The organism is Zhengella sedimenti, assembly GCF_046506625.1.
Classification (GTDB): domain Bacteria; phylum Pseudomonadota; class Alphaproteobacteria; order Rhizobiales; family Rhizobiaceae; genus Zhengella; species Zhengella sedimenti.
The window spans coordinates 866,168-890,988 of sequence record NZ_JBKFFP010000001.1; the positions used below are offsets into that span (position 1 = coordinate 866,168).

The window sequence follows — 24,821 nt, forward strand, 5'->3', positions numbered from 1 at the left end:
ACTTGACGGGGCCTGCGGGCGTAACGCCGTCAGCGGGCCACTCCTCCCCACCGAGGAGCGTGCTATCTGGAAGGATAGGATACAACATGACACAGTTCCCGAAGCCGGACGTGCGTCCGGCCAATCCCAATTTCTCATCCGGTCCCTGCGCAAAACGTCCCGGCTGGTCCCTTGAGGCCCTGTCCGATGCGGCGCTTGGCCGTTCGCACCGCGCCAAAATCGGCAAGGCGAAACTCGCCGAGGCCATCGATCTGACGCGCGCGGTTCTCAATGTTCCGGCCGATTACCGCATCGGCATCGTTCCGGCCTCCGATACCGGCGCGGTCGAGATGGCGATGTGGTCGCTGCTCGGCGAACGCGGCGTGGACATGGTGGCCTGGGAAAGCTTCGGCGCCGGCTGGGTGACGGATGCCGTCAAGCAGCTCAAGCTGGAGGACGTGCGCAAGTTCGAGGCCGGCTATGGCGACCTGCCCGATCTTTCGGCCATCGACTTCGACCGCGACGTCGTCTTCACCTGGAACGGCACCACGTCGGGCGTGCGCGTGCCGAATGGCGATTTCATCCCCGCCGGCCGCAAGGGCCTGACCATCTGCGATGCCACCTCGGCGGCGTTTGCGCAGGATCTCGCCTTCGACAAGCTCGATGTGGTGACCTTTTCCTGGCAGAAGGTGCTGGGCGGGGAGGCCGCGCACGGCATGCTGATCCTCAGCCCGCGCGCCGTTGCCCGGCTGGAAAGCTACCAGCCGAAATGGCCGCTGCCGAAGATCTTCCGCATGACCAAGGGAGGCAAGCTGATCGAGGGCATCTTCAAGGGCGAGACGATCAACACGCCGTCGATGCTGGCGGTGGAGGACTATCTAGACGCGTTGAAATGGGCGCAGTCCATCGGCGGGCTGCCGGCGCTGATCGCGCGCGCCGACGCCAATGCGAAGGTCATCAACGATTTTGCCGAGACATCCGGCTGGCTCGCCAACCTGGCGAAGGATCCGGCAACGCGCTCCAACACCTCGGTCTGCCTGACGATCACCGATCCGGAGATCACCGCGCTCGACGCCGACGCGCAGGCGGCCTTCGCCAAGGCGATGGTCTCGGCGCTGGACAAGGAAGGCGTGGCCTATGACATCGGCGCCTATCGCGACGCGCCGTCGGGTCTGCGCATCTGGGCCGGGGCAACGGTGGAGGCCTCCGACCTGGAAGCGCTGATGCCGTGGCTCGAATGGGCCTTCCAGACCCAGAAGGCCGCCCTGAAGGCTGCTGCCTGACAGTCTGATCCTGGCGGGCGGCCCGGCCGCCGCCCGTCACTCCCCTCATTTCCCAAGATCATTGCCCGATGGAGGACAAGTCCATGGCACCCCGCGTTCTCGTTTCCGACGCCCTTTCCGAAACCGCTGTCCAGATCTTCCGCGACCGCGGGATCGAGGTGGACTTCATGCCGAAGCTCGGCAAGGACAAGGAAAAGCTGCTCGAAATCATCGGCCAGTATGACGGCCTGGCGATCCGCTCTGCCACCAAGGTGACGGAAAAGCTGATCGAGGCGGCAACCCGGTTGAAGGTTGTCGGCCGCGCCGGCATCGGCGTCGACAATGTCGACATTCCGGCGGCCAGCCGCAAGGGCATCATCGTGATGAACACGCCCTTCGGCAATTCCATCACCACCGCCGAGCATGCCATCGCGCTGATGTTCGCGGTGGCCCGGCAGATCCCGGAGGCGAATGCCTCCACCCATGCCGGCAAGTGGGAGAAGAACCGCTTCATGGGCGTCGAACTGACCGGCAAGGTGCTCGGCGTGATCGGCTGCGGCAACATCGGTTCCATCGTCGCGTCGCGCGGCATCGGGCTGAAGATGCATGTCATCGCCTTCGATCCGTTCCTGTCACCCGAGCGGGCAGTGGAAATGGGCGTGGAAAAGGTGGAACTGGACGAGCTTTTCGCCCGCGCCGACTTCATCACGCTGCACACGCCGCTGACCGACAAGACCCGCGCCATCATCAACAGGGACTCGTTTGCGAAGATGAAGGACGGCGTGCGCATCATCAATTGCGCGCGCGGCGGCCTGATCGTGGAGGCGGATCTCGTCGAGGCGCTGAAGAGCGGCAAGGTCGCCGGTGCGGGCATCGACGTGTTCGAGGAAGAGCCTGCGACCGAGAACCCGCTGTTCAACATGGAAAACGTGGTCTGCACGCCGCATCTGGGCGCCTCGACCACGGAAGCGCAGGAGAACGTGGCGCTGCAGGTGGCCGAGCAGATGTCGGACTACCTGATCAACGGCGCTGTCTCCAACGCCATCAACATGCCGTCGATCTCTGCGGACGAGGCGCCGAAGCTGAAGCCCTTCGTCAAGCTGGCCGATGTTCTGGGCGCCTTTGTCGGCCAGGTGACGGACGAGCCGATCAAGTCGGTGGAAATCCTTTATGATGGCTCCACGGCCGCCATGAACACCAAGGCGCTGACCTCGGCCGCGCTGGCCGGCCTGATCCGCTCGCAGGTCTCCGACGTCAACATGGTCTCGGCGCCGATCATGGTGAAGGAGCGCGGCATCACGCTTTCCGAGACCAAGCGCGACAAGTCCGGCGTGTTCGACGGCTATATCAAGCTCACGGTTAAGATGGCCGACAAGACGCGCGAAGTGGCCGGCACGGTGTTCTCCGACGGCAAGCCGCGCTTCATCCAGATCAAGGGCATCAACCTGGATGCCGAGATCGGCCGCTACATGATCTACACCACCAACAACGACGTGCCGGGCATCATCGGCCTGCTGGGCACGACCATGGGCAAGGCGGGCGTCAACATCGCCAACTTCTCGCTGGGCCGCAACCGGCCGGGCGGCGACGCCATCGCCCTGCTCTACGTGGACGAACCGGTCAAGGAGGAGGTGCTGGAGGAACTGCGCGCCTCCAAGCTGATCCTGCAGGCCAAGCCGCTGGAGTTCGACGTGTAACCGGCAAGGCCAGCGCTGAATGAAAGCAAGGCGGTTCCGCGAGGAGCCGCCTTTTTCGCATTTCATGATGCCGCCTGTCCGGGCCGGCCGGATTGACCGCGTCTGCCGGCAAAATGGAACTATCGGCGCGCCGCGCTGTTCTTCACGTGGAGACCACGGAAAATTGGAGAACGAGATGAAACTTCAGATTCTTGCCGCCCTTTGCATGACGTCCGCGCTTGTCGCCGCACCGGCACTGGCGCAGACGGGAGACCGGGGGCCGAACAGGGCAGAGCTGAGCTTCACGAGCCCTGACGAACAGGCCATGTATGAGGACAATCCCGGAATCGCCGCGTTCTTTACCGATGACACGATGCAGGAAATGAAATCGGAAGAGGACATGAAGACAGTCTATGACGCCATGGGCGACAGGGACCGTGACCAGATCAAGGCCGCCTGCGATCGCGTCAACGAGAAGCGCGGCTCCTATGGCACGATCACCCAGGGCATGTGTGCCCGCATCGGCGCGATGTGACGCATTCACGTAGCGTGGAGTGACGAGGGCGGATCGCCACCGGCGATCCGCCCTTTTCACGAGCATCCGGGACCTATCCGGTTCCCCGCTTCCGCCCGGCCCTATCCCGCAGCCGCCTTCTTGCGGCCCGCCACCTCCGCCATGGCGATGCCGCCCATGACGAGCGTAAAGGCCAGGGCCTGGTAGCCATGGAAGGCTTCGCCCAGCAGCAGGATGGAGAGCAGGGTTCCGAAGACCGGGACCATGTTGATGAACAGGCCGGCGCGGTTGGCGCCGATCAGTTCGTTGCCCTTGAGGTAGAGCGTCTGGCTGAGCAGCGAGGGGAAGATGCCGGTATAGAGCACCACGGCCATGCCCTGCAGGTCCGGCAGCAGGATACGGCCCGACGCCCATTCCCATGCCACATAGGGCAGGCTGGCCAGGAAGGCGGCGAAGCCCAGCGTCATCATCCAGCTTTTCCAGTGCAGCTGCGGGCGGAAGCGGAGCATCACCGTATAGACGGCATAGGCCAGGCAGGCGGTCAGGTTCAGCGCATCGCCGACATTCAGGTCGAGCGTGGACAGGCGCGTCAGGTCGCCATTGGTGGCGACGATGGCGATGCCGGCCAGCGAGGCCAGCACGCCGGCGACCTGCAGCCAGGCGATGCCGACGCGGAACAGCGCGAAATTGATCAGGAAGATCAGGATCGGCATGGCCGCCTGCTCGATCGACATGTTGACGATGGAGGTGAAGGCGGCGGCGGTGTAGATGGCCATGTTGAAGCCGGCGAAACCGACCGCGCCATAGGCAAACAGCGCCAGCCAGTGCCTGCGGATCACCGGCCAGTCGCGCACCAGTTCGCGCCGCGCGAACCAGCCCAGCAAGGCCAGCGCCACCACCCAGCGCAGCATGGTGAGCATGCCCGGCGACACATGGCCCACGCCGAAGCGCGCGGCGACATTGTTGCCGCCCCAGAACAGGGCCGCGCCGAGAAGGAGGATATAGGCCTGACGGGTCATGTGGCTGCCGGATGATGCTTCGAGGACCCCGGCTTATCGCGCGCGATGGCCGGCGGCAAGGGCAGGCGCAAGAACGGGGACGGGTGCCTGGTTTGCATGCACTGCCGATGGAAAACGCGGAATTGGGGGTCGCAATCGGCCGTGTGCATCGGTATAGAAGCGCGGGTTTTCTCTTGAGATGTCGCCGGCGTGCCCGGCGCGGAAGGACAGGCACATGGCCAATGTGGTGGTCGTCGGCTCCCAGTGGGGCGATGAGGGCAAGGGCAAGATCGTCGACTGGCTGTCGGAGCGCGCCGATGTGGTGGTGCGTTTCCAGGGCGGGCACAATGCCGGGCATACGCTGGTCATCGACGGCGTCAGCTACAAGCTCTCGCTGCTGCCGTCTGGCGTGGTGCGCGGCAAGCTGTCGGTGGTCGGCAATGGCGTCGTGTTCGATCCGCATGCCTTCGTTAAGGAAGTGGCGCGGCTGAAGGAACAGGGCGTCCACGTGACGCCGGAGATCCTCAGGATCGCCGAGAACACGCCGCTCATCCTGTCCGTTCACGGTGAACTGGACCGGCTTCGCGAGGAAAAGGCGGCCAAGGGCACAAAGATCGGCACGACCGGGCGCGGCATCGGCCCTGCCTACGAGGACAAGGTGGGCCGGCGCGCCATCAGGGTGATGGACCTCGCCAACCCGGACACGCTTCCGGCCAAGATCGACCGGCTGCTCGCCCATCACAACCCGCTGCGCCGGGGGCTGGGCGTCGAGGAAGTCGATCCGGCGCGTCTGCTCGGCGAACTGATGGACATTGCCGACGATGTGCTGCCCTACATGGATTCGGTCTGGCGGGTGCTGGACGAGAAGCGGCGCGCGGGTGAACGCATCCTGTTCGAGGGCGCGCAGGGCACGCTGCTCGATGTCGATCATGGGACCTATCCTTTCGTCACCTCGTCCAACGTGGTGGCGGGGCAGGCGGCGGCGGGCTCGGGCATGGGCCCGGGCGCCATCGACTATGTGCTCGGCATCACCAAGGCCTATACGACGCGGGTCGGCGAGGGCCCGTTCCCGACCGAGCAGGACAACGAGGTGGGCCAGTTCCTGGGTGAGCGCGGCCATGAGTTCGGCACGGTGACGGGGCGCAAGCGTCGCTGCGGCTGGTTCGATGCCGTCCTGGTGCGCCAGGCCATCGCCATCAACGGCATCAACGGCATTGCGCTGACCAAGCTGGACGTCCTCGACGGGCTTGACGAGATCAAGATCTGCACCGGCTACATGCTGGATGGCGAACTGATCGATTACCTGCCCGCCAGCCAGGGCGCCCAGGCCCGGGTCGAGCCGGTCTACGAGACGCTGGAAGGCTGGAAGGACACGACGGCGGGCGCGCGGACATGGGCCGACCTGCCGGCGCAGGCGGTGAAATATGTCCGCCATGTCGAGGAACTGATCGGCGCTCCGGTGGCGCTGCTCTCCACAAGCCCGGAGCGCGAGGACACGATCCTGGTCACCGATCCCTTCCAGGATTGACGGGCCGACAGCATGAGCCGCCAGTGCATGACCGGCGTGGCCGACTTTGAGCCTGAATCAACAGGTTAAGGGGCGGGCGGGGTGGTCCGTGCTTCAATTTGGCCTTAAAAGCCATTAACGTGACGCGCGAGTGCGGCTGCGGCCGTGCGTGTGCCTGTGCTCTCAAGGACGGATGCGGCCTGCATGGCGGATATAGCGACGGTATTGAAGAAGACGATCGACGGTCTGCCGGCCAACACACCGGCCATCCGCCAGAAGGTCTATGACAAGGCACGCGGAACCATCCGCGCCAGGCTCGAGGCGCGTGAGCCGAAGCCTTCGCAGGCGGCCATCGACAAGCAGATGGAGCAGGTGGACAAGGTCATTGCCGCGGTGGAGAGCGACTATGCCTTCCGCGAACAGATCGATTCCGTCTTTTCCGAGGCTCCCGATGAAGGCGCCGCCGCATCCGCGCCGGCGGTGCAGCAGGAGACCGCTCCGGCGCCGCTTCCGCCCGCCGTTGACGAGTCCGCTCCGGGCGATGCAATGGCAGTGCAACAGGAAACGGCGCCGGCCCCGCCGCCAGCCGTTGCCCATGAAGCGCCGGATGAGCCAGCCGCCGGGACGTGGCAAGCAGAACCCCCGGCCGCCGGGGAAGCCCCGGGGCCGGGCGCCACTTCCGCAGTGGAAACCGAAGCTCCGGCCGCCCCGCCCTCGTGGTTGCAAAGCTGGAGTGGCGCGGATGCGGCCCCGTCAACCGATGGCCGCCCGGCGCCCGAGGGCCCCATCGCGCAGCCGGACTCCGCGCAGCCTGAGCCCGTTCAGGCCGCGCCTGCACAGCCGCCACAGGAGCAGGCAGAACCCGCGCAGCCGGAGCGCATGGACTATTCCGATCCCGCGCACGAAACGCTTCCCGCCGGAGCGCCCGCGCCCGGGACGGGCAGCTTCGCTCCGCAAGCCGATGCGTCCGTGCGCAAAGACGATGCATTCGACGCGCCGCTGCCGGACATGGCGCGGGGCAAGGCGAAGAAGGGCGGGTTCAAGGGACTGGCCATCGCCCTCGTCGTGCTGCTTCTGCTCGGTGCAGGCGGCTATGCCGCCTGGCTGAACAAGGATCAGATCATGGCCGCGCTGGATCAGGGCGGTGATCCGCAAATGGCAGCCACGCAACCTCCGCCAGCCGGAACGCTCGAACCGGAGTCCGGTACCGGGCAGGATAGCGGACCAGTGGAGGAAACACCCGCGCCAGCCGCGCCGGCACGGACAACGGAATCGCCGGCAAAGTTCACGCAACGCTTGCAGCCCGACGGCACCGAGACCGATCCGGGCCCCGCGGGCGGCGGCACGTCGCTGGGCGAGGGAACCAGCGTGGCCCAGGTCACCGAACGCCCGGCGGAACCGGAAACCACGCCGCCGGCGGAAACCGCGGCGAACGGGGAAGCGGCGCCGGAGCAGGCGGCGGGTGACAACCAGCCTGCCGTCGCGGTCGGCCAGAGGGCGATCTTCTACGAGGAGCGCACCGCCGTCGAACAGGGCACGGCCGACCAGGGCAATGTGGTCTGGAGCCAGGTGGAGGAATCGCCGGGTGGCGACAGGCCGGCAGAGCCCGCGATCCGCGCCGACGTGGCCTTCCCCGATCGGGACCTGAACCTGCGCATCACGATCCGCCGCAATGGCGACGAAACGCTGCCGGCCAGCCATATCATCGAACTGGTTTTCGTGACGCCCGACAACTTCCCCGGCGGCGTGATCGACGATGTGCTGCGCATTACCTTCAAGGACAACGAGCAGTCGCCCGGAACGCCGCTGCTCGGCATTCCTGCCAAGATCGCCGACAACTTCTTCCTTATCGCACTGACGGACGGGGACCAGGAAGTCACGGCAAACCTCGCGCTCATGCAAAGCCGGCCGTGGATCGACATTCCCGTCATCTACCGCACCGGCCGGCGCGCGCTCATCACGATGGAAAAGGGCCTGTCAGGCGAGACCGTTTTCAAGGACGTGATCGAGACCTGGTCGGCTGCCAGCGGAACGAACGGCGGCTGACGGATCCAACGCACATGAAAAAACCCCGGTTCTGGCGAACCGGGGCATTCAGTGCCAGCTCTGATACCGGAATGCGCGCTCAGGCGCCGGCCAGCGCCCGGTCCTGTTCCCGCGCGGCGGCCTTGACGGCATCCTGCACCTTTTCGAAGGCGCGCACCTCGATCTGGCGGACCCGCTCGCGCGAAATTCCGAATTCGCTCGACAGGTCCTCCAGCGTGATCGGGTCTTCGGACAGCCGGCGGGCCTGGAAGATGCGGCGTTCGCGCTCGTTGAGCACGTCGAGGGCCTTGCCCAGCATGGCGCGGCGGTTCTCCAGTTCGTCCTGTTCGACGAGCATGGTCTCCTGGTCATCCTGTTCGTCGACCAGCCAGTCCTGCCATTCGCCGCTTTCGCCTTCCGTCGCGCGGATCGGCGCGTTGAGCGAGGCATCGCCGGACAGGCGGCGGTTCATGGAGACCACTTCCTCTTCCGAGACATTGAGACGGGTGGCGATCTCCCGGATCTGCTCGGGCTTGAGGTCGCCTTCCTCCAGCGCCTGGATCTTTCCCTTCACCTTGCGCAGGTTGAAGAACAGGCGCTTCTGGTTGGCGGTCGTGCCCATCTTGACCAGCGACCAGGACCGCAGGATGTATTCCTGGATCGCTGCCTTGATCCACCACATGGCGTAGGTGGCGAGCCGGAAGCCCCGCTCGGGCTCGAACTTCTTGACGGCCTGCATCAGGCCGACATTGCCTTCCGAGATCACCTCGCCGATCGGCAGGCCATAGCCGCGATAGCCCATGGCGATCTTGGCGACCAGGCGCAGATGGCTGGTGACGAGCTTGTGGGCCGCATCGGTATCGCCATACTCATGATACCGCTTGGCGAGCATGTACTCTTCCTGCGGCTGGAGCATGGGGAAGCGGCGGATTTCCTCGAGATAGCGTGTCAGGCCACCCTCGCCCGAAACCACGCTCGGCAATGTCTGGGCCATTGAAGCACCCTCCGTAAAGCGTTCCCTGTTCAGACCCCCCATTTCCGGGCAGGCCGAAGGGCGGCCCCCGCAGTCCTGCGCGAGGCCGCCTTTCCCTTTCTTGAACATATAGGAAGAAATGCGGCGATTTCACGGAATTTTTCCGAAGGCAAAACGGCGTTCACCGCTTCGTGAAGGCCTGCGGGCAGGTCAGGCGTGCAAGCCTGGCAACCGCAGCAAGGCTTCCCTGAGCGCCTGCATGTCGGCCGGCGGATCGGCCTCGAAGCGCATCAGCGCACCGGATTCGGGATGGCGAAAAGCCAGCAGTCGCGCATGCAGCGCCTGGCGCGGAAAGGCCCTGACAACAGCGGCAATGTCTTGTGGCAGCCGGTTGGCCTTGGTGGAATAGGCAAGCCCGTATTCGCGGTCGCCGATCAGGGGATGCCCGATATGGGCCATATGGACGCGAATCTGATGCGTCCGGCCGGTTTCGAGCCGGCATTCCACCAGCGCCGCATCGGCCGTTGCGTCCGGCTTTTCGCCATAGCGCTCCAGCGTGGTGAAATGCGTGACCGCATGACGGGCGTCGGGATGGGACTGGCGAACGACCGCGCGGCGGGTGCGATCCCTGACGGAGCGTCCAAGCGCTGCGTCGATGGTGCCGGCCATGCGCGCCGGCAATCCCCAGACGATCGCCCAGTAGGCGCGTTCGAGATCGCCGGAGCGGCCATGGTCCGCGAAGGCTTCCGAAAGGGCACGGTGGGCCATGTCGGTCTTCGCGACGACCATGACGCCCGATGTATCCTTGTCGAGACGGTGGACGATGCCCGGACGCCGGACGCCGCCGACACCGGACAGGCTGTCGCCGCAATGGTGGATGAGGGCGTTGACCAGCGTGCCGTCGGGATTGCCCGCGCCGGGATGCACCACGAGACCGGCAGGCTTGTTGATGACGACAAGCTGGTCGTCTTCGTGAAGAATGTCCAGCGTGATGGCCTGTGGCGCAGGCGCGGCCGGTTCCGGTTCCGGGATGAGAATCCGGATGGTCTCGCCGCCGGCAAGTTTCATCTTCGGTTCCGTGGCGGCCTTTCCGTCGGCTGTCACGGCGCCGGACTTCACAAGCGCCTGGATGCGCGCGCGCGACAGATCCGGCGCCAGTTGCGACGCGAGCCACTGGTCGATCCGGCTGCCCGCGGCATCCGGTCCGGCGGTCAGCACTTTCCTTGCGCCGCTGTTTTCGCTAACAGGACCGGAACCGTGATCCGAACTTGGCGGAGACTTGACGGACATGAATGCACCCAACCCGCGTGACGCCTTCGATGAGGAGCAGCCGCTCGATCCGGCGGTGGAAAAGGTCCGCCGCAAGATGGTGCGCTTCTTCGCCATCAATATCGGCATCCTGATGCTCGCCCTTATGGCCGTGCTGGCGGCGATTGTCTACAAGTCGACGCGCGAGACCGGCGAGGATGGCGCGGCGGTGAACGCCGCCGTGCCGGGCGAGGGCGCGGGCTTTTCCTCCGCGCCCATCGTGATCGGTGCGGGCGAGCGGGTCGTGTCGCAATCGCTGGACGGCGGACGCGTCTCGCTGCTGATCGAGGCTGCGGACGGGCGGCAGACGCTGCTGATCGCCGATCTCGCCAGCGGCCGTGTGGTGGCGCGGATCCCTGTGGAGAAGACGCGCTGAACGGGTGCGGTGCGGGCCGCGCGGAAATTCGCCGGCCCGGATGATTCCGCTTGCGCGAGGGCTCCGGTGGACCTATATCCGGGCTCTGCCGCGCTCCCATCGTCTAGCGGTCAGGACGCCGCCCTCTCACGGCGGAAACAGGGGTTCGATTCCCCTTGGGAGTGCCACTTCTTCCTGAACATTCAATCTTATCAAGGCTTTGGCGAGCTCATCTTCTAACCTTCCCGCTCAGGTTAGAAAGTTCTGTTCACTGTTTCCCCTGACTGGGACGCCGTTCGAGCGCCGCGAAAGCGCTCTGGCTGAGCTTGCTGCGATCGGCCGCTTGGGTATACCGCATGACCTCCGCGATGTGCTTGTGACCGGTGATCGCGATGATCTCATGGGCACTGCATCCTGCCTCGGCCAGCCTGCGACAGATCGCCTTGCGCAGCCCGTGCGCCGACAACCCGCGTTGGCCGGCTTCCAGGCCATCCCTTAGACCAGCCTCGGCAACACGGTCCCGCAACCAGTTCCCAAATCCCGCCGCGGTGAACGGCTTGCCCAGTTCCGTGACGAGAAATGTCAACTGATCGGCCGGCAAGTCATCAAGGATCGATTTCAGGTCTGGGTGAACCGGAATGTGCACCATCTCTCCCGTCTTTGACTGCCTGACGACAAACATCCCGTCGCGAATGTGCTGACGTCCAAGCGTCACGACGTCGCCGCGACGCAGCCCCGTATAGATCAACAGGTCGAAAGCCAACCGAGCGCGGGAGTCGGCCGGGTGGGCGGCATAGAACTGATTGATATGGTGCTCTTCCCATGTCTCGAAGCCGGTTGATCGGGTCTTCATTCGCTTGATGCCATTGGTAGGGTCGACGTCGATCCATTCGAGACGCAGGGCAAGGCCCATCAGGATCTTGAACATCTTGCGCAAGCCATTGGCCGCTTCCGGTTTGGAAGCCTTCTTCGCCATGATGGATTCGACGTGCTTGCGCTTGAGTTCTGCGACGCGGAAGGCGCCATAGTCCGTGCGCATGCGCTCAAGAATGCCGCGATAGGTTCTTTGCGTGATCGGCCGCAACTGGCGGAACTCGGCCGAAGCGTAGTAGCGGTGAATCAATGCTTCCATTGTCCCGTCGTTGAGCCTGTCGGCACCGATCTTGGTCTCGACGCTGTCACGACGAGCGCGCCATTCCTCGAAAGCGGCACTGTAGGCATTCATGAACTCGGTCGAGTTTGGCAGTCCGGGAAGTGCAACCTGTTTCGCGCCCCTTCCCGGGGCGAAATAGTGCCGGGGCCGTCCATGACGATCCATGTAGCTCTTGATGTATTTGAGCCGCTGGCCTTTCTTCATGAAAGAACCGAGTCCCAACCACCTGGAACGGCTGAATAGCCGGATGTGTTGACCTTCGCGCGGTCGATTGCCTGGTCGAGATCGCGCCTGTCCCACACTTTGCGACGGCCAAGCAGCACCGGGGCGGGCATCTGGTTCTTCGAGACAAGGCTGTCAAAGTAGGTGACCGAGACACCGACATAGCTTGCCGCTTCCTTGCGATCGAGCATGCGCCGATCACTTACGGGCAGTGCATGGATGAGTGATGCGGTGATAAGCACGAGACTACTCCAGAGAGTTTTGCTTGCCTTGTTATAGCAAGTTGGCCGAGGGGATGCGGCCGGTCACGCAAAATTATCGACGCAGCGTCAACGCTACCGCTTTGTCACGATCCCCCATTCCTGCTGCTCTGCAGGCGAATACCAGAAGATGTCGTCGACACGGCAGCTCATGGCTCTTATCACGGCCAAGGGGCTCACCTGCATCAAGTCGTGATACCTGGACAGGAAGCCGATCAGGTTTTGCCCAGGCTGGATCCCGGTTCCGACGGGTCGCGTCGAGCCGTCACGCCGGTCCCAAAGCCAACTGAATCCGCTCGACAAAGGCACGTGCATTCGTAAGGGCGGTGCGGCGTTCCGTGTAGAGGGCGTGAACAGCGACGTCAGGTATGGTCCAGTCCGGACAGCCGATGCCAAGGGCGCCGCGGGATATCGCCTCGCGCACTGTGAACTCCGGCAGGAGCGCAAAGGCTCTGCCTTCGGCAAGCATGGCATGGATCAGGCTGGCGTTGTTGACCACGACCTGTGCTGCAGGTTCAAGGATGACAGCCTGCCCGCGGGGACCGAACAGCCTGAGAGTGGCGGGAGTCGAGGGCGAGCGCAGCCATGTCAGGGCAGACAGGCCATCTGGATGTATCAGACCCTCGGTAATCCGCGGCGCGCAGCAGACAAGGCCACGTGTCGTGAACAGTTTGCGCGCGAGACGCGGGTCATCGCCGGGGTCCCCGATCCGCAATGCCAGATCGACCTGCGCCGCGACGGGGTCGACGGCGCGGTCATCAAGGTCAATTTCGAGCCGCATCGCCGGGTGGTCATTGGCAAAGCCGGCCACGACACGGGCGAATGCGAGGCTGGCCAGCACCGTGGGCGCCGAGACCCGCAACCGCCCTGACAGGCTCCGCCGGGCTTCGCGAACCGTATGCAGACCATGGATGAACGCATCCGCCATGTCGCGGGCGTGCGGCAGGAACGCCTCGCCATCAGCGGTCAAGGCGATCCTGCGGGTGGAGCGGTAGAGAAGCTGGCGTCCAAGCCTTGCCTCAAGCTCGGACACCATCTGGCTGACATAGGGTGCCGACAGGCCCAGCCGGTCAGCCGCAGCACGAAAGCTGCCCGCCTCGACCACAGTCGCAAAGGTCAGCATGGGACGCAGAAGGTCAAGATCACTCATAGATATATGCTAGCAATAAATTTGGAAAATCGTAAATGGTTAATACTCGTTTCGATCAGCATCCTTGGCGCTCCGAACAATTGGAGGAGCCAATGTTGAAATCCCTTACCCTTTTGGCCGCGCTTGCCGTGTCGGCCACTATGAGCCACGCACAGGAAGCCAAGATGACCGATCCGATCTACGAACTTGCCATCCAAGAGGTGAAATCGGGCATGGAGGCCCAGTGGGCCGAACGCCGCGCGGCCTTCCTCGATCTCCTGGGCGCACACAACGGCAATGAGAAGGATTGGACCTTCAAGGCCTTCTTCACTTTCCCCGAACCAGGACCGAACCCGGTCTACATCGGAATCACCCGCTGGTCGCGCTTGACCGATTTTGGCGCCGCGGCGGAAGCGCTCATGCCTACGCCGGAGGCCAAGAGTTACTTCCAGACGGTCAACATGCAGGCCTTCGTGCAGATGTCGCCTGCTGACGGACAACCCTTCGTGCTGGAGGATCACATCAACACGCCTGGCCAGGTCATCGAGGCCGCTGTGCGTCGCACACAGACCGGGCAGGATGCCGCCTATACCGCCGCGCGCGATGCCTTCTTCGCCCGTGTTGCGGGACAGCCGGGTTACATCTTCCACCGCGAATTCGTGACCACCGACGGCTGGCAGGCGGTGCTGATCGGCTGGAACGACCAGGCAGCGTTCATGGAGGCGCTTGAGGCACTGTCGCAGATGCCTGAAATGGGCGCCTTCTTCAGCGTGGCCGATGTGATGGCCTATCAGGCGGCGCTGGTCGAGTGAACCGAACAGCCGGGCGGAACGGCCTCGCCCGGCAAGCCCCCTTGCCAAGGGAAGATGACAAGGATGGAGGCCGGTGTGCGCGCTCCGGCGGGACTTGCCATTCATGGCTTCGGCGCCAGGCACGCCGGTTCATCAGCCGCAAGACACCGTCGCGTCATGGAATGCGACCACGTTTTTCAGCCAGTCGCGGAGCGCTGTGATTCGCGGTTCAGCTTCCTCGCCCGGTCGATGCACAAGATCGTAACCTCGGCCAGCAGGTAACCTGATCTGCGGGAACGGCTCGACGAGCCGCCCGGCGGCGATGTCTTCGGCTACCAGCACGCTGCGGCCGAGCGCGACACCCTCGCCACGCAGCGCCGCCTCGATGGTGAGGCTGCCATGGCTGAGCGTCGGGCCCCTTGGTCGCGCAAACGTGACGCCTGCGGCGGCGAACCAGCGCTCCCAGTTCGGCAGCGCGCTGTCGTCGTGCAGGACACGGCTCTCGTTGAGCAGCGTGCAGCGCAAGAGGCCGGCAGGTTCGGCAAGACCACCCATGCGCTCGCGGTAGTCCGGGCTGCAGACCGGGCTCATGGTCTCATCGAGAATGCGCTCGGCCACGGTGCCGGGATAGGTCCCGGTGCCGTAGCGAAGGGCGGCGTCCACGCGCCCATCTGACAGGTCGACATTGATGTCGCTCACTTCGAGACGGATATCGGCGTCGGGCAACCGCGCCATCAGCCGGTGCAGGCGCGGCGCGAACCACTTGCTGGCAAAGGAGACACTGGTGCTGATCGTGAGCCGGGGCGTGGCATCCCGCGCACGCAGGCGTTCGGCCTCGCGCGTCAGTTCCGCCAGCGCGCGGCTGACGACCTGATGCAGCGCGATACCTTCCTCGGTCAGCGCGATGCGCCGCGTCATGCGCCGGAACAGGGCAACGCCCAGGTCGTCCTCCAGGGTCTGGATCTGCCGGCTGATCGCGCCGGGCGTCAAGTTCAACTCCTGTGCCGCCAGCGCCATGCTCAGCAAGCGGCCCGCGGCCTCGAAGGCGCGCAGGGTCTGAAGGGGCGGCGGGCGGACGGCCATGGCGATCTCATGATTGCATTTCAGTCAATCATAGCCGCCAAACAAATCGTTTGTCAGCATGCCAGTTCACGTTCAGGGAAATGAGCCAGGATCAATCGGATATTGGCGTGTCAGACATGACGGTTTCCATCGGGAATGCCCCCGGTCTCCCATCCCTCGTTGAACGCCTCTCGCCGGTCAGCATTGGCGGGATGCTGCTGCTCGCGGTGCTCTGGGGCCTGTCGATCCCGATCACCAAGCTCGGGCTTGAGGCCATGCCGCCGATCGCCTTCACCGCGCTGCGCTTCTCCTTCGCGGTGCCCTTCCTGTTTCTCTTCGCCATCGGGCGGCACCGGATCGCGCTTTCCGCCCTTCCGCCGGTGGCCGCGCTCGGAGTGATGGGGATCGGCATCGGCAATCTCGCGCAGTCCTTCGGTGTTGCCGGTGCTTCCGCGTCTGTCAGCACCATCGTTTCCGCCACGATCCCGGTGTTCATCGTGATCCTGGCCGCACTCCGGCTCGGCCAGCCGGTCAGCCGGGTGCAACAGGCCGGCCTTGCCGCGGCCTTCGCGGGTGTCGCACTGGTGGCTCTCGGCCAGGGCAACGGGGCGGGTGACCTGGCGCAGTCGACGCTGACCGGCGTTGCCCTCATCCTGGTCTCGGCCGTGGCCATCGCCTTCTACTATGTCTGGAGCGTCGAACTGGCGGCGCGCTATGGCACCGTGACGATCGTGATCTGGAGCACGCTGGCCGGCTTTCTCGCCTTGCTGCCGTTCACGGCATGGGAGGTGATGACCACCACCTTCACGATCACGCCGGCGGCCATCGCGTCGGCCCTTTATCTCGGGCTGCTCGTTTCCGCAGTGGGCCTCTTTCTCTGGCTCTGGCTCCTGCGCACCGTGCCTGCCCGCGTGGCGGCAAGCGTCCAGTTCCTGCAGCCAGTGTTCGGCATTGGCGCCTCGGCGGCCATGTTCGGCGATCCGATGGGCCCGCTCTTCCTGGCAGGCGTCGCGCTGGTGCTGATGGGGGTCGGCCTCTCCATGATAAACCGGCGCAAGCGTCTTTAGGGTTGCCCTTTTGGCTGATCCGGATTCGGTGGTTTAGAAGTGGCCGACACCGAATGCGAGGACCTATCTTCACCGTCCGGGGTTGTCGTTCCTTCCAGGTTCGCTCGAAACAATCCGGCCGTCCTCCAGTGTCAGGATGCGATCGGCGCGGTCCAGGATGCGGCTGTCATGGGTTACGAGCAAAGTCGTGGTGCCACGGGCGGTGCCGAGGCGGCTGAGCAGGTCGACCACCTCCCCAGCGCTGTCCTTGTCGAGGGCAGCCGTGGGCTCGTCGGCCAGCACTAGCGCCGGATTGCCCACTAGTGCGCGTGCCACGGCTACGCGTTGTTTCTGCCCGCCAGAGAGGTTCGCCGGGAGGTAATCCATGCGGTCGGATAAGCCGACAAGGTCCAACGCGCGGGCCGCAGCCTGCCGAGCAACGACGTCCGGCACACCGGCGCGCACCTGCACTCCCATGATGACGTTTTGCTGAGCCGTCAGGCTTTGGTGCAGGTTGTGCGACTGGAAGATGAAGCCCAGCCGCCGGCGTAACAGGGTTAGCGCCGCCTCGGTCGCGCCATGCAGTTCGTGGCCCATCAGCTGAACCGACCCCTCCTGCACGGACCGAAGGCAGCCGATTAGCGTCAGGAGCGTTGTCTTGCCAGATCCCGAGGGTCCCATCAGCACCGTGAGGCTGCCCCGCGGCAACGTTAGTCCGATGTCGAACAGCGCTTGCTTGCGCGCTTCACCAGTGCCGAACCAATGGTTTAGTCCCCTTGCGACGACGATCGGGTCCTGTGCCATCCCCGCCCCTCAGAACAGATCGGCGGGATCGGCCGCCACCAGCCGCCGCGTGGCAATTGCGCCGGAGAGCACGGAAAAGACCACGGTGCCAAAAAACACAATCACGGCCATGTCGGGCGTCATTGCCAACGGCAGGGTCGTGACCGCACCCATCAGCGCAAGGATGCCCGTGCCGATCAGCACTCCTGGCACAAAGCCGAAGATGCCCAGAACCAGCGCCTCCTCGATCACGATGCCGAGGAAGAACCGCGGGCCGTATCCCATTGCCTTGAATGTCGCATATTCGCGTAGATGATCGGCCACGTCGGCCGACAGCACTTGGTAGACGATGACCAACCCAACCAGCACGCCGATCAGCACGCCGAAGCCGAAGATCACGCCGGTGGGGCGCTGCGTCTGCTGATAGCGCAGATCCTCGGCGGCGGCGTCGGCATAGCTGCGAATGCGCAAGGACTTGTCCGAGATCAGGGCGCGAAGGCGCGTGACGGTGGCGGCGACATCCGAGGCGGGGCGCAAGCGGAGCAGGATGTGATCAGGCGCGGCGGATGTGCGCGACGGGAAGAGAGACAGGAAGGTCTGGTCAGAGACCAGCATGAACCCGTCCCCGCCAAAGCCTCCTCCGCCCGCGAATGTGCCCATGGCGCTCAGCGTCCGCTCCTGCGTCTCGAAACGCAGCGGTGTCTGGGGGCGAATGCCTGCTGCCTCGTCTTTCGGCAGGCCGCGCGCCAACCGATCGAGGATCGCGGTATCCTGCACCTGCAACAGGTGCAGGTCATCGCTGACATCGTGCGCGATGAAGCCGGTCTGCCCGGGGTCGATCCCGAAAGTGGTGAAGGAAATGTCGCTGCCGCCCCGGTCCCAAGGCACGTTGCCGACGAAAAGCCCCATGCCCACTGTCACGTCCGGGTCGGCCAGCGCCTGCAGCATCCATTGCCGAGCGACATTGCCCCCCTCGGCCAGTGCGTTGGCGTCGCCCGCCGAAATCATGATGTCGGCCTGAAAGAACGCGTAGGGCTTTAGCGTGGCGGCAGCCATGGAATTCATCAGGCCAAGCTGAACGAAGACCAGCACATTGGCAAAGGCAACCCCCGCCAGCGCGGCGGCGAAACGGCCACGCTTGTGGGTCAGTTGAAGCCAGCCTATGGGCAGCCGCCCGAAAAGGTGTTGCAGAAGGCGCGTCATTGCGCAGCCCTTCCGCTTGCACCCGTGTCGATCCGCGCCACCGCCTCCAAACTGGTGTAGCGCGCCGCGATGGCCGACGAGGCGGCATCAAGCGCGATGAGGACCCTGATCACTCGGGCATCCGAATTGGCCGCCGCATCGTCGGAAATCAGCCCCTGCCGCCCGACCGTCAATCCGATGCTCTCGACCTTGCCCGACAGCGACCGGCCAAGCGCATCGGCCACGATCTCTACCGGCTGGCCGGGAGCGACGGAGGCAATGCGGTCCTGCCATATCTCGACCTCGGCCATCATCTGGTCAGTTGCCCCCATCTCCATGATCCCCTCTGCGGGCGGGCGTTGTCCCGGCGTGGCGTTGATCTCGAGGATCGTGCCGGCGATCGGCGCACGGACCTCGGCTCGGGTCCGGTCGGCGCGGGCACGCGCGAGTTCCGCTTCCGCGGCGGCGACGTTGCGCGTTGCGACGACGATGTCGGGCTGGTCGTCGAGGTCGGTGCCCGTGAAACGCGCCAGCGTCGCTTCGGCGCGCGCGACGGCCTGCGCGGCCTCGGTCGCGCGGGACTGTGCGGTGTCGAGCGCAGCGGTCGTGGCAACGCCGCGGTCGACCAGCGCTTGCGTGCGCTCAAGGGCGCTCGCTGCCTCGGAAGCACTCCCGCGCGCCTGGTCAAGTGTTGCCTGCGCCTCGGCCCGGCTGGCGACGATGGCGCTTCGGGTCTGCGCCAGCGTCGCCTGCCGCACCGCGAGCGTCGACTCTGCTGCAAGGACCGCGCCTTCCAGCGACTGCGCGTTGTCCAGCAGGGCGAGCGTGTCGCCGCGTGCGACGCGGTCGCCGACCGAAACGAGGATTTCCGCCACGCGTGCATCGCCCGCGCCGTAGGGGGCCGCGACGATCGCGACATCGCCGCGCGGCATGAGTCTCGCGAGCCCCACCACGTCGGAAGGCAGAAGCGTTTCCGCCATGGCCTCGGGCAGGTCGATATCGGGCGGGAGCGCGATCGGGTTCTCGGCCCCACCACCCGGTTGCAGGCCGGTGAGGGCGTAGAACTTCTGCAATCCGGTCGGCTGGTAATACATGCCGATCACCGCGCCCGAGAACATGGAGATCGGGATCAGCAGGACCAGCAGATAACGCTTGCGGAACAGCTTGCGCCGCGAGGGCAATGCGACCTTGTCGGCGTCGCGACCCAGATCGAGAGGCAGATCGGATGTGTCGGCAGCGCTCATTTTCATTGTCCTATCGGGATGGTCGAGTGCGGTTTGCAGAACTACGCCCTTTTTTTGATTATATCGCGAAGTCTCCGGGGCTGTGAAAGGTGACGCTGTGCGGCGTGTAGCCGCTAGCCCTGACCCTCGCCAGAAACGCGGTGAACTCGTTCGGTGTCGATGCCGTGATCTCACCCACGGCGGCAACATAGATGTCGTTGCGCATGCAGAACCGCATCGGCGCGGTGTAAGAGAGGCCGGACGTGTCGGCGCATCGTGTGGCCGCCTCGGCGCGGGTGCCGGGCCACAGGACAAAGAGTGCAAGAGCCATGGCTGCCAGCCCAAGACTTTGGCGGTGTGATCCGAGCATGGTGAAGATAACCCGAGGCCCCAAGTATCCATGATGCCGGGTCGCATGCCGTTTGCTCTGAACAACCAGCCTGCTACCCTTCCAGGCTGGAAACGTATCTGGCTGACAAGCCGGCCTCAACCCTCGAAGCCCGGTTTGCCAACAATGTTAGCCAACGTTTAGGATTGAGTATCAGAGGATGCAGTAGTGAAAGAGAGATTGACACCCGCAGCCGATTTTCTCCTGCACTTCAACAAGCTGCGAGAGGAAGTCAACGGCAGCCCGCAAACACTGCTCACCTTCCTGAAGGAAAAGCCCGAGTGGCGCGGTCTTGCCTCGAATGTGAGAGCGTCGGCTGATTTCATAAAGTCAATCACTGCGCTAAAGAAAGTGCACCCTCATGTCAGTCCTTCATTTATCAATGCATGGAAAGAGTATGAGCGCATTTGGAAAATACCAGTTGAATATGTCTATTGGGAAAAACTATTTTCGTTGTCTCTTGACGTCGGAGATGGGACGATCATTGGTCCGATTTCTTACGAAGAATTTGCTGCTCGAGACAGGGCTGGCTCCACCCTTGAAGCGCCGAACCCCGAAACAGATGAAAGGTTCAAGCCTCTTGAGCATGACGGAGGCGCGGCAATCCGGTCATTGAAGAGCGTCGTTTCAGGCGTGGCGGATGGCAAGAGAGAGATAGGCGAGTATTTTATAGCGAACGCACTCGATGTTGGTCTGGGGGCGCTGGACCACCTCGAAGACAGGATAGGAATTGACCTTGCTTTGGCCTTCGACCGGTGGAGCCGCCTGCCGCCGGTGTTCGTCCCCAAGCATGTCTCTGATCGACACGGTCAGACGGAGAAGGGGTCGCTCTACGAACTTCTGAACGATGCCATCCGCGCCTATGTCGCCGGTGCTCCTGCGGCGGCGATTGCCATGTGCCGGGCCTGCCTGGAGATTGTTCTGAAAGACCACTACCTGCGCGGTGAATGGGACGAGAAGGATAGCCTCTATTCTGTCATCGAACTTGCAGTTGTCCGCTATGACTTCCTGAGCAAGAAGAAGCTCCACTCTCTCCGGTTGGATGCCAACCGCATCCTGCACAATATCGCCGGAGAGCCGAAGCTGGGCCTCGAGGATGAGAAAGTGCTTCTGCAGTTTTTCAAGGACCTGAAGTTTTACATCGAGCGCGCGCCGCAAAAGCCAGCTTCCCGCCAGGGCGGACCGTGACAGCGGCCATTGGCCGCCGTCGTTTGGTAATGCGAGGATGCCCGCCATGGTTGCTGTCCGCTCTTGCCATATCGCCGTGCCCGGTTAAGTCTTGTCGCCCTGCACGGGGAATCGCCTGAGGGAACGGGATGAGCATAGAGAAGACGCTGTTTGCCGCCGCCGACAAGATGCGCGGGTCGATGGATGCGGGCGAATACAAGCACATCGCGCTCGGCCTGCTCTTCCTGCGCTATGTCTCGGTCTCCTTCCAGCGCCTGCATGACCGGCTGAGCACGGAGGACTATTCGGATCCGGAGGACCGCGACGAATACCTGGCGGAGAACGTCTTCTGGGTGCCGGAGAAGGCGCGCTGGTCGTTCATCGCGAAGAATGCCCGCGACCCCGGCATCGGCGTGATGATCGACGACGCAATGCGCGAGATCGAGGCGGAGAACCCGTCGCTGAGGGGCGCGCTGCCCAAGGTGTTCGGCAAGGAGAGCCTGGACAAGACCATGCTGACGGGCCTCATCGGCCTGTTCACCAACGACATCAGGCTCGAAGGCACACCGGCTGATTTCGACCTGATCGGCCGCATCTATGAATACTGCATCGGCGAGTTCGCCTCGTCGGAAGGCAAGCGCGGCGGCGAGTTCTACACGCCGAAGTCGGTGGTCAACACGCTGATCGAGATGATCGAGCCGACGAGGGGCCGCGTCTATGACCCCTGCTGCGGCACGGGCGGCTTCTTCGTGCAGTCTGAGAAGTTCATCGAGGCGCACAAGGGGCAGAAGAACGACATCGCCATCTATGGCCAGGAGCGCAACCACACCACCTTCGGCCTGGCGCGCATGAACCTCGCCATCCGCGGCATCTTCGCCGATATCCGCTGGAACTCGGAGGGCACGCTGGTCAAGGACGCCTTCCCGGACGAGCGCTTCGACTATGTGCTTGCCAACCCGCCCTTCAACATCTCCGACTGGTCGGGCGAGATGCTGCGCGAGGACGCCCGCTGGCGGTTCGGCGCGCCGCCCGCGGGCAACGCCAACTTCGCCTGGATCCAGCATATCCATGCGCGCCTCGCCGCGTCCGGCATTGGCGGCGTGGTCATGGCCAACGGCTCCATGTCGTCCATGTCGGGCGGGGAGGGCGACATCCGCCGCGCGATGGTGGAGGGCGACGCGGTGGATGCCATGGTGGCGCTGCCCGGGCAGTTGTTCTACGGCACGCAGATCCCCGCCTGCCTGTGGATCCTGGCGAAGGACAAGTCCAACGGCGTGGCGAAGGACGCGGCGCTGCGCGACCGGCGCGGCGAGGTGCTGTTCATCGACGCGCGCAAGATGGGCGCGCTGGTGCCCGGCAGCCGCAAGCAGAAGGAACTGTCGGACGAAGAGATCGGAAAGATCGCCCGGGCCTACCACGCCTGGCGGGGCGAGCCCGACGCCGGGGCCTATGAGGACGAGCCGGGGTTCTGCAAGGCGGCGGGCAGGGAAGAGATCGCCAGGCACAATTACGTGCTGACGCCTGGACGCTATGTGGGCGCGGGCGCGGCGGCGGATGACGGCGAACCCTTCGAGGAAAAGTTCGAACGGCTGATGGGCGAACTCCGGCAGCAATTCGCCGAAGGCCGCCGGCTGGAAGCCGAGATCGAGGCGCGGCTGGGGGGGCTGGGATGATGTGGTCGTCTCGAACTTTGGGTGACCTTGCTGAGTTCACCAATGGTCTGAATTTCTCAGAGAAAAATGATGGAGACGGTCTAAAGATCGTCCGAGTTCGGGACTTTGGTGATCGCCATTTCGTTGACTGGAATAGCTTGTCAGAGATCGATCCAGAGGGCTTGAAAATTTCGGACAAGGTTTTTCTTGATCCCGATGACATAGTCATCGTTCGGTCCAACGGGAACAAGGACCTAGTGGGTCGTTCAATGATCTATTCTGGGCCACCGAAGACAGCTGCATTCGCAGGTTTCTGTATTCGCGCGCGAGTTGATAAGCGCAAAGCATCGCCTCAGTTCGTGCACTATTGGTTGAGGTCGCCGTCTACCCGTGAGAAGCTTAGCCGCGAAGGAGGGGGAACTGGTATTCAGAATGTTTCCCAGTCGCTTCTCAGGATGCAGACGATTATCTTGCCACCTCTCGCCGAACAACGTGGGATTGCGGCCATCCTCGGGGCGCTGGATGACAAGATCGAGTTGAACCGCAAGACGGCGGCGACGCTGGAGGCCATGGCCCGCGCGCTCTACCGGTCGTGGTTCGTGGATTTCGACCCGGTCCATGCGAAGGCGGAAGGCCGCGCGCCCGCCCACATGGACGCCGCCACCGCGGCCCTCTTCCCCGACCGCTTCGGCGACAACGGCCTGCCGGAGGGGTGGGAGACTTTGCCTTTATCGAGCGTGTGCGATCAGGCGAAGAAGACGATCAAGCCGATGGAGGCTCCAAGTGATGTTTTTCAGCATTTCAGTCTTCCAGCCTTTGACGCTTTCCGGATGCCCTTGGAGGAGGTTGGCGCGTCGATCAAGAGCAACAAGCTCTTCGTGCCTAACAATTCAATCCTATTTTCGCGTCTGAATCCAATAATTCCGAGGGTTTGGTGGGCTAGAACAACAAATTTAAACGCGGTGCCGATAGCGTCGACCGAGTTTTTCATAGCTAAAGCCCGCCGTGAAACAGAGACAACTTGGTTGTATTGCCTGTTGTCATCCGAAGAGTTCCGGGATGATGCGCTGGCTCGAGTAACTGGCACATCGAATAGCCATCAACGAGTGCCGCCCAAAGGTTTAGGCGATATTGAGATCACCAACCCTTCTATGGAGATTGTCGATGTTTTTTCTAGCCTATCGAGAACATGGTTCGAAAGAATACACGCTATGGCGAATGAAAACGTCACGCTCGCCGCCCTCCGTGACACGCTGCTGCCCCGCCTGATGTCGGGCGAACTGCGGGTGGGCGAGGCGTGCGAGCAGGTGGAGGCAATTGCCTGATGAAGTTCATCTACTTCGATGAGAGCGGGTCCAAGGACGAAGGTGATGTCTTCGTATTGTGCGGTCTGATGGTTGACGCCTACAAGCTTCGGAAAAAGAACGCTGATTTCGACATCATGTTTGCTGAATTGCTTGAGCGTCACCCGGGATCGGGGACAGAGCTCAAGACAAAAAGGTTTATCAATGGCAGAGGTGGTTGGAGTGAGGTGCCTGCCCAAGAGCGAAAAGAATTTCTGAGAGATGTATGTCGACTTGCCGTGTCGAACGGCGGCAAGCTCTTCGGTATAGGGTTATCATTTGAAGCGTTCGATGCGGCCAGAGAAGCTGGCTATGGGCACCCATTTGGGAGTAACTATTGGGTCGCCAGCAGCATGTTCGCCAGCGCTCTCGTTCAGAAGAAGATGCAAGGTGTAAAAAACGGCAAGGGCCTTACAGTCGTAATCATGGACGACAACAAGGCCGATATGCCGAAGCTTTCGGATGGACTTTACAAAGCTGAAGAATGGTATGATGCACTTTACCAAATACGCCAGAAGCGCAGAGGAAAATCAGTTTGGGTCGCCAGAAAGGCAAATAACAGGTTCGATCACATCATAAACACGGCTTTCGCGATCAAGTCAGATCATTCCTCTCTTGTCCAGGTTGCTGATGCGATCTGCTATGTCTACCGCCGCAATCTTGAACTTATGACGGCTGCCGAGGAATGGGAGGGAGAGCAAGCCTTCTATGAAAGTTTGGTCGCAATATTGGAGCCTCACAGGGTGAAACTAGGCCATGCTCCGGCTGAACCTTCTGTTCGATTCTACAGGGCAGCCAAACATCCTGAATGGATCATTTGAGT

23 protein-coding genes and 1 tRNA gene are annotated in these 24,821 nt (G+C 63.4%); 13 read left to right on the forward strand and 11 right to left on the reverse strand.

Annotated features, from left to right (window positions below):
• The first annotated feature begins 86 nt into the window (after nucleotides 1-86).
• The 3 genes from ACLB6G_RS04315 (at nucleotide 87) to ACLB6G_RS04325 (ending at nucleotide 3,452) form a co-directional block, all read left to right on the forward strand.
• Nucleotides 87-1,262, forward strand: coding sequence for a phosphoserine transaminase (locus tag ACLB6G_RS04315; RefSeq protein ID WP_410354872.1), 1,176 nt, complete (start codon nucleotides 87-89; stop codon nucleotides 1,260-1,262).
• A gap of 83 nt (nucleotides 1,263-1,345) precedes the next feature.
• Nucleotides 1,346-2,938: a phosphoglycerate dehydrogenase gene (gene serA / locus ACLB6G_RS04320; protein WP_410354874.1), complete on the forward strand. Its 1,593-nt coding sequence runs from the start codon at nucleotides 1,346-1,348 to the stop codon at nucleotides 2,936-2,938.
• 175 nt (nucleotides 2,939-3,113) lie between these two features.
• Nucleotides 3,114-3,452 carry a hypothetical protein gene (locus tag ACLB6G_RS04325; protein WP_410354875.1) on the forward strand — a complete coding sequence of 113 codons (339 nt, stop codon included), beginning with the start codon at nucleotides 3,114-3,116 and terminating at the stop codon, nucleotides 3,450-3,452.
• A gap of 101 nt (nucleotides 3,453-3,553) precedes the next feature.
• On the opposite strand, the gene ACLB6G_RS04330 is transcribed toward ACLB6G_RS04325, so the two are convergent.
• Complete coding sequence (locus ACLB6G_RS04330) at nucleotides 3,554-4,450, reverse strand: DMT family transporter (RefSeq protein ID WP_410354876.1); 897 nt, start codon at nucleotides 4,448-4,450, stop codon at nucleotides 3,554-3,556.
• Nucleotides 4,451-4,664: 214 nt separating this feature from the next.
• On the opposite strand from ACLB6G_RS04330, the gene ACLB6G_RS04335 reads away from it, so the two are divergent.
• Together ACLB6G_RS04335 and ACLB6G_RS04340 are read left to right on the forward strand one after the other, a co-directional pair.
• Nucleotides 4,665-5,957 (forward strand): adenylosuccinate synthase, encoded by a 1,293-nt coding sequence (locus ACLB6G_RS04335; protein WP_410354878.1) that lies wholly within the window; start codon nucleotides 4,665-4,667, stop codon nucleotides 5,955-5,957.
• 183 nt (nucleotides 5,958-6,140) lie between these two features.
• Complete coding sequence (locus ACLB6G_RS04340) at nucleotides 6,141-7,982, forward strand: hypothetical protein (RefSeq protein WP_410354879.1); 1,842 nt, start codon at nucleotides 6,141-6,143, stop codon at nucleotides 7,980-7,982.
• Between the two features lie 79 nt (nucleotides 7,983-8,061).
• Here the strand turns inward: ACLB6G_RS04340 and rpoH are convergent, their stop codons facing one another.
• Together rpoH and ACLB6G_RS04350 are read right to left on the reverse strand one after the other, a co-directional pair.
• Nucleotides 8,062-8,955: an RNA polymerase sigma factor RpoH gene (gene rpoH, locus ACLB6G_RS04345; protein ID WP_410354880.1), complete on the reverse strand. Its 894-nt coding sequence runs from the start codon at nucleotides 8,953-8,955 to the stop codon at nucleotides 8,062-8,064.
• 189 nt (nucleotides 8,956-9,144) lie between these two features.
• Nucleotides 9,145-10,152 (reverse strand): RluA family pseudouridine synthase, encoded by a 1,008-nt coding sequence (locus tag ACLB6G_RS04350; RefSeq protein ID WP_410354881.1) that lies wholly within the window; start codon nucleotides 10,150-10,152, stop codon nucleotides 9,145-9,147.
• Nucleotides 10,153-10,222: 70 nt separating this feature from the next.
• On the opposite strand from ACLB6G_RS04350, the gene ACLB6G_RS04355 reads away from it, so the two are divergent.
• On the forward strand, nucleotides 10,223-10,618 hold the full coding sequence (locus ACLB6G_RS04355; RefSeq protein ID WP_410354882.1) for a fimbrial protein: 396 nt from the start codon (nucleotides 10,223-10,225) through the stop codon (nucleotides 10,616-10,618).
• A gap of 92 nt (nucleotides 10,619-10,710) precedes the next feature.
• Nucleotides 10,711-10,785, forward strand: a tRNA-Glu gene (locus ACLB6G_RS04360).
• Between the two features lie 80 nt (nucleotides 10,786-10,865).
• Here ACLB6G_RS04360 and ACLB6G_RS04365 read toward each other — a convergent pair.
• The 3 genes from ACLB6G_RS04365 to ACLB6G_RS04375 all read right to left on the reverse strand — a co-directional run bounded on the left by ACLB6G_RS04365 (nucleotide 10,866) and on the right by ACLB6G_RS04375 (nucleotide 13,382).
• The gene (locus ACLB6G_RS04365; protein ID WP_410354883.1) at nucleotides 10,866-11,954 is read right to left on the reverse strand and encodes a tyrosine-type recombinase/integrase; all 1,089 of its coding nucleotides are present in this window, start codon (nucleotides 11,952-11,954) and stop codon (nucleotides 10,866-10,868) included.
• Nucleotides 11,951-12,214 (reverse strand): helix-turn-helix transcriptional regulator, encoded by a 264-nt coding sequence (locus ACLB6G_RS04370; protein ID WP_410354884.1) that lies wholly within the window; start codon nucleotides 12,212-12,214, stop codon nucleotides 11,951-11,953. The genes ACLB6G_RS04365 and ACLB6G_RS04370 overlap by 4 nt, the downstream gene beginning before the upstream one ends.
• 283 nt (nucleotides 12,215-12,497) lie before the next feature.
• On the reverse strand, nucleotides 12,498-13,382 hold the full coding sequence (locus ACLB6G_RS04375) for a LysR family transcriptional regulator (RefSeq protein ID WP_410354885.1): 885 nt from the start codon (nucleotides 13,380-13,382) through the stop codon (nucleotides 12,498-12,500).
• A 92-nt stretch (nucleotides 13,383-13,474) separates the two neighbouring features.
• Here ACLB6G_RS04375 and ACLB6G_RS04380 point away from each other — a divergent pair, with 92 nt between their 5' ends.
• Entirely contained in the window at nucleotides 13,475-14,173 is a 699-nt protein-coding gene (locus ACLB6G_RS04380) for a hypothetical protein (protein ID WP_410354886.1), read from the forward strand.
• A 132-nt stretch (nucleotides 14,174-14,305) separates the two neighbouring features.
• Here ACLB6G_RS04380 and ACLB6G_RS04385 read toward each other — a convergent pair whose 3' ends face one another.
• Nucleotides 14,306-15,235, reverse strand: a complete 930-nt coding sequence (locus ACLB6G_RS04385; RefSeq protein WP_410354887.1) for a LysR substrate-binding domain-containing protein — start codon at nucleotides 15,233-15,235, stop codon at nucleotides 14,306-14,308.
• 116 nt (nucleotides 15,236-15,351) lie between these two features.
• Here ACLB6G_RS04385 and ACLB6G_RS04390 point away from each other — a divergent pair, with 116 nt between their 5' ends.
• On the forward strand, nucleotides 15,352-16,281 hold the full coding sequence (locus tag ACLB6G_RS04390) for a DMT family transporter (RefSeq protein ID WP_410355167.1): 930 nt from the start codon (nucleotides 15,352-15,354) through the stop codon (nucleotides 16,279-16,281).
• A 69-nt stretch (nucleotides 16,282-16,350) separates the two neighbouring features.
• Here the strand turns inward: ACLB6G_RS04390 and ACLB6G_RS04395 are convergent, their stop codons facing one another.
• From ACLB6G_RS04395 to ACLB6G_RS04410, 4 genes are read right to left on the reverse strand one after another with little or no spacing between them, the layout of a single operon-like run.
• Nucleotides 16,351-17,064: an ATP-binding cassette domain-containing protein gene (locus tag ACLB6G_RS04395; RefSeq protein WP_410354888.1), complete on the reverse strand. Its 714-nt coding sequence runs from the start codon at nucleotides 17,062-17,064 to the stop codon at nucleotides 16,351-16,353.
• 9 nt (nucleotides 17,065-17,073) lie between these two features.
• Nucleotides 17,074-18,246, reverse strand: coding sequence for an FtsX-like permease family protein (locus ACLB6G_RS04400; RefSeq protein WP_410354889.1), 1,173 nt, complete (start codon nucleotides 18,244-18,246; stop codon nucleotides 17,074-17,076).
• Nucleotides 18,243-19,469 (reverse strand): HlyD family efflux transporter periplasmic adaptor subunit, encoded by a 1,227-nt coding sequence (locus ACLB6G_RS04405; protein ID WP_410354890.1) that lies wholly within the window; start codon nucleotides 19,467-19,469, stop codon nucleotides 18,243-18,245. Before ACLB6G_RS04405 ends, ACLB6G_RS04400 begins: the two co-directional genes overlap by 4 nt.
• Nucleotides 19,470-19,527: 58 nt before the next feature.
• Nucleotides 19,528-19,779, reverse strand: a complete 252-nt coding sequence (locus tag ACLB6G_RS04410; RefSeq protein WP_410354891.1) for a hypothetical protein — start codon at nucleotides 19,777-19,779, stop codon at nucleotides 19,528-19,530.
• Between the two features lie 225 nt (nucleotides 19,780-20,004).
• Between ACLB6G_RS04410 and ACLB6G_RS04415 the strand changes: the two genes are divergently transcribed.
• From ACLB6G_RS04415 to ACLB6G_RS04430, 4 genes are all read left to right on the forward strand, one after another.
• Nucleotides 20,005-21,024: a hypothetical protein gene (locus ACLB6G_RS04415; protein ID WP_410354892.1), complete on the forward strand. Its 1,020-nt coding sequence runs from the start codon at nucleotides 20,005-20,007 to the stop codon at nucleotides 21,022-21,024.
• Nucleotides 21,025-21,152: 128 nt separating this feature from the next.
• Complete coding sequence (locus ACLB6G_RS04420) at nucleotides 21,153-22,676, forward strand: type I restriction-modification system subunit M (protein WP_410354893.1); 1,524 nt, start codon at nucleotides 21,153-21,155, stop codon at nucleotides 22,674-22,676.
• The gene (locus tag ACLB6G_RS04425) at nucleotides 22,673-23,980 is read left to right on the forward strand and encodes a restriction endonuclease subunit S (protein ID WP_410354894.1); all 1,308 of its coding nucleotides are present in this window, start codon (nucleotides 22,673-22,675) and stop codon (nucleotides 23,978-23,980) included. Before ACLB6G_RS04420 ends, ACLB6G_RS04425 begins: the two co-directional genes overlap by 4 nt.
• On the forward strand, nucleotides 23,980-24,819 hold the full coding sequence (locus tag ACLB6G_RS04430) for a DUF3800 domain-containing protein (protein ID WP_410354895.1): 840 nt from the start codon (nucleotides 23,980-23,982) through the stop codon (nucleotides 24,817-24,819). The genes ACLB6G_RS04425 and ACLB6G_RS04430 overlap by 1 nt, the downstream gene beginning before the upstream one ends.
• Nucleotides 24,820-24,821: the final 2 nt, after the last annotated feature.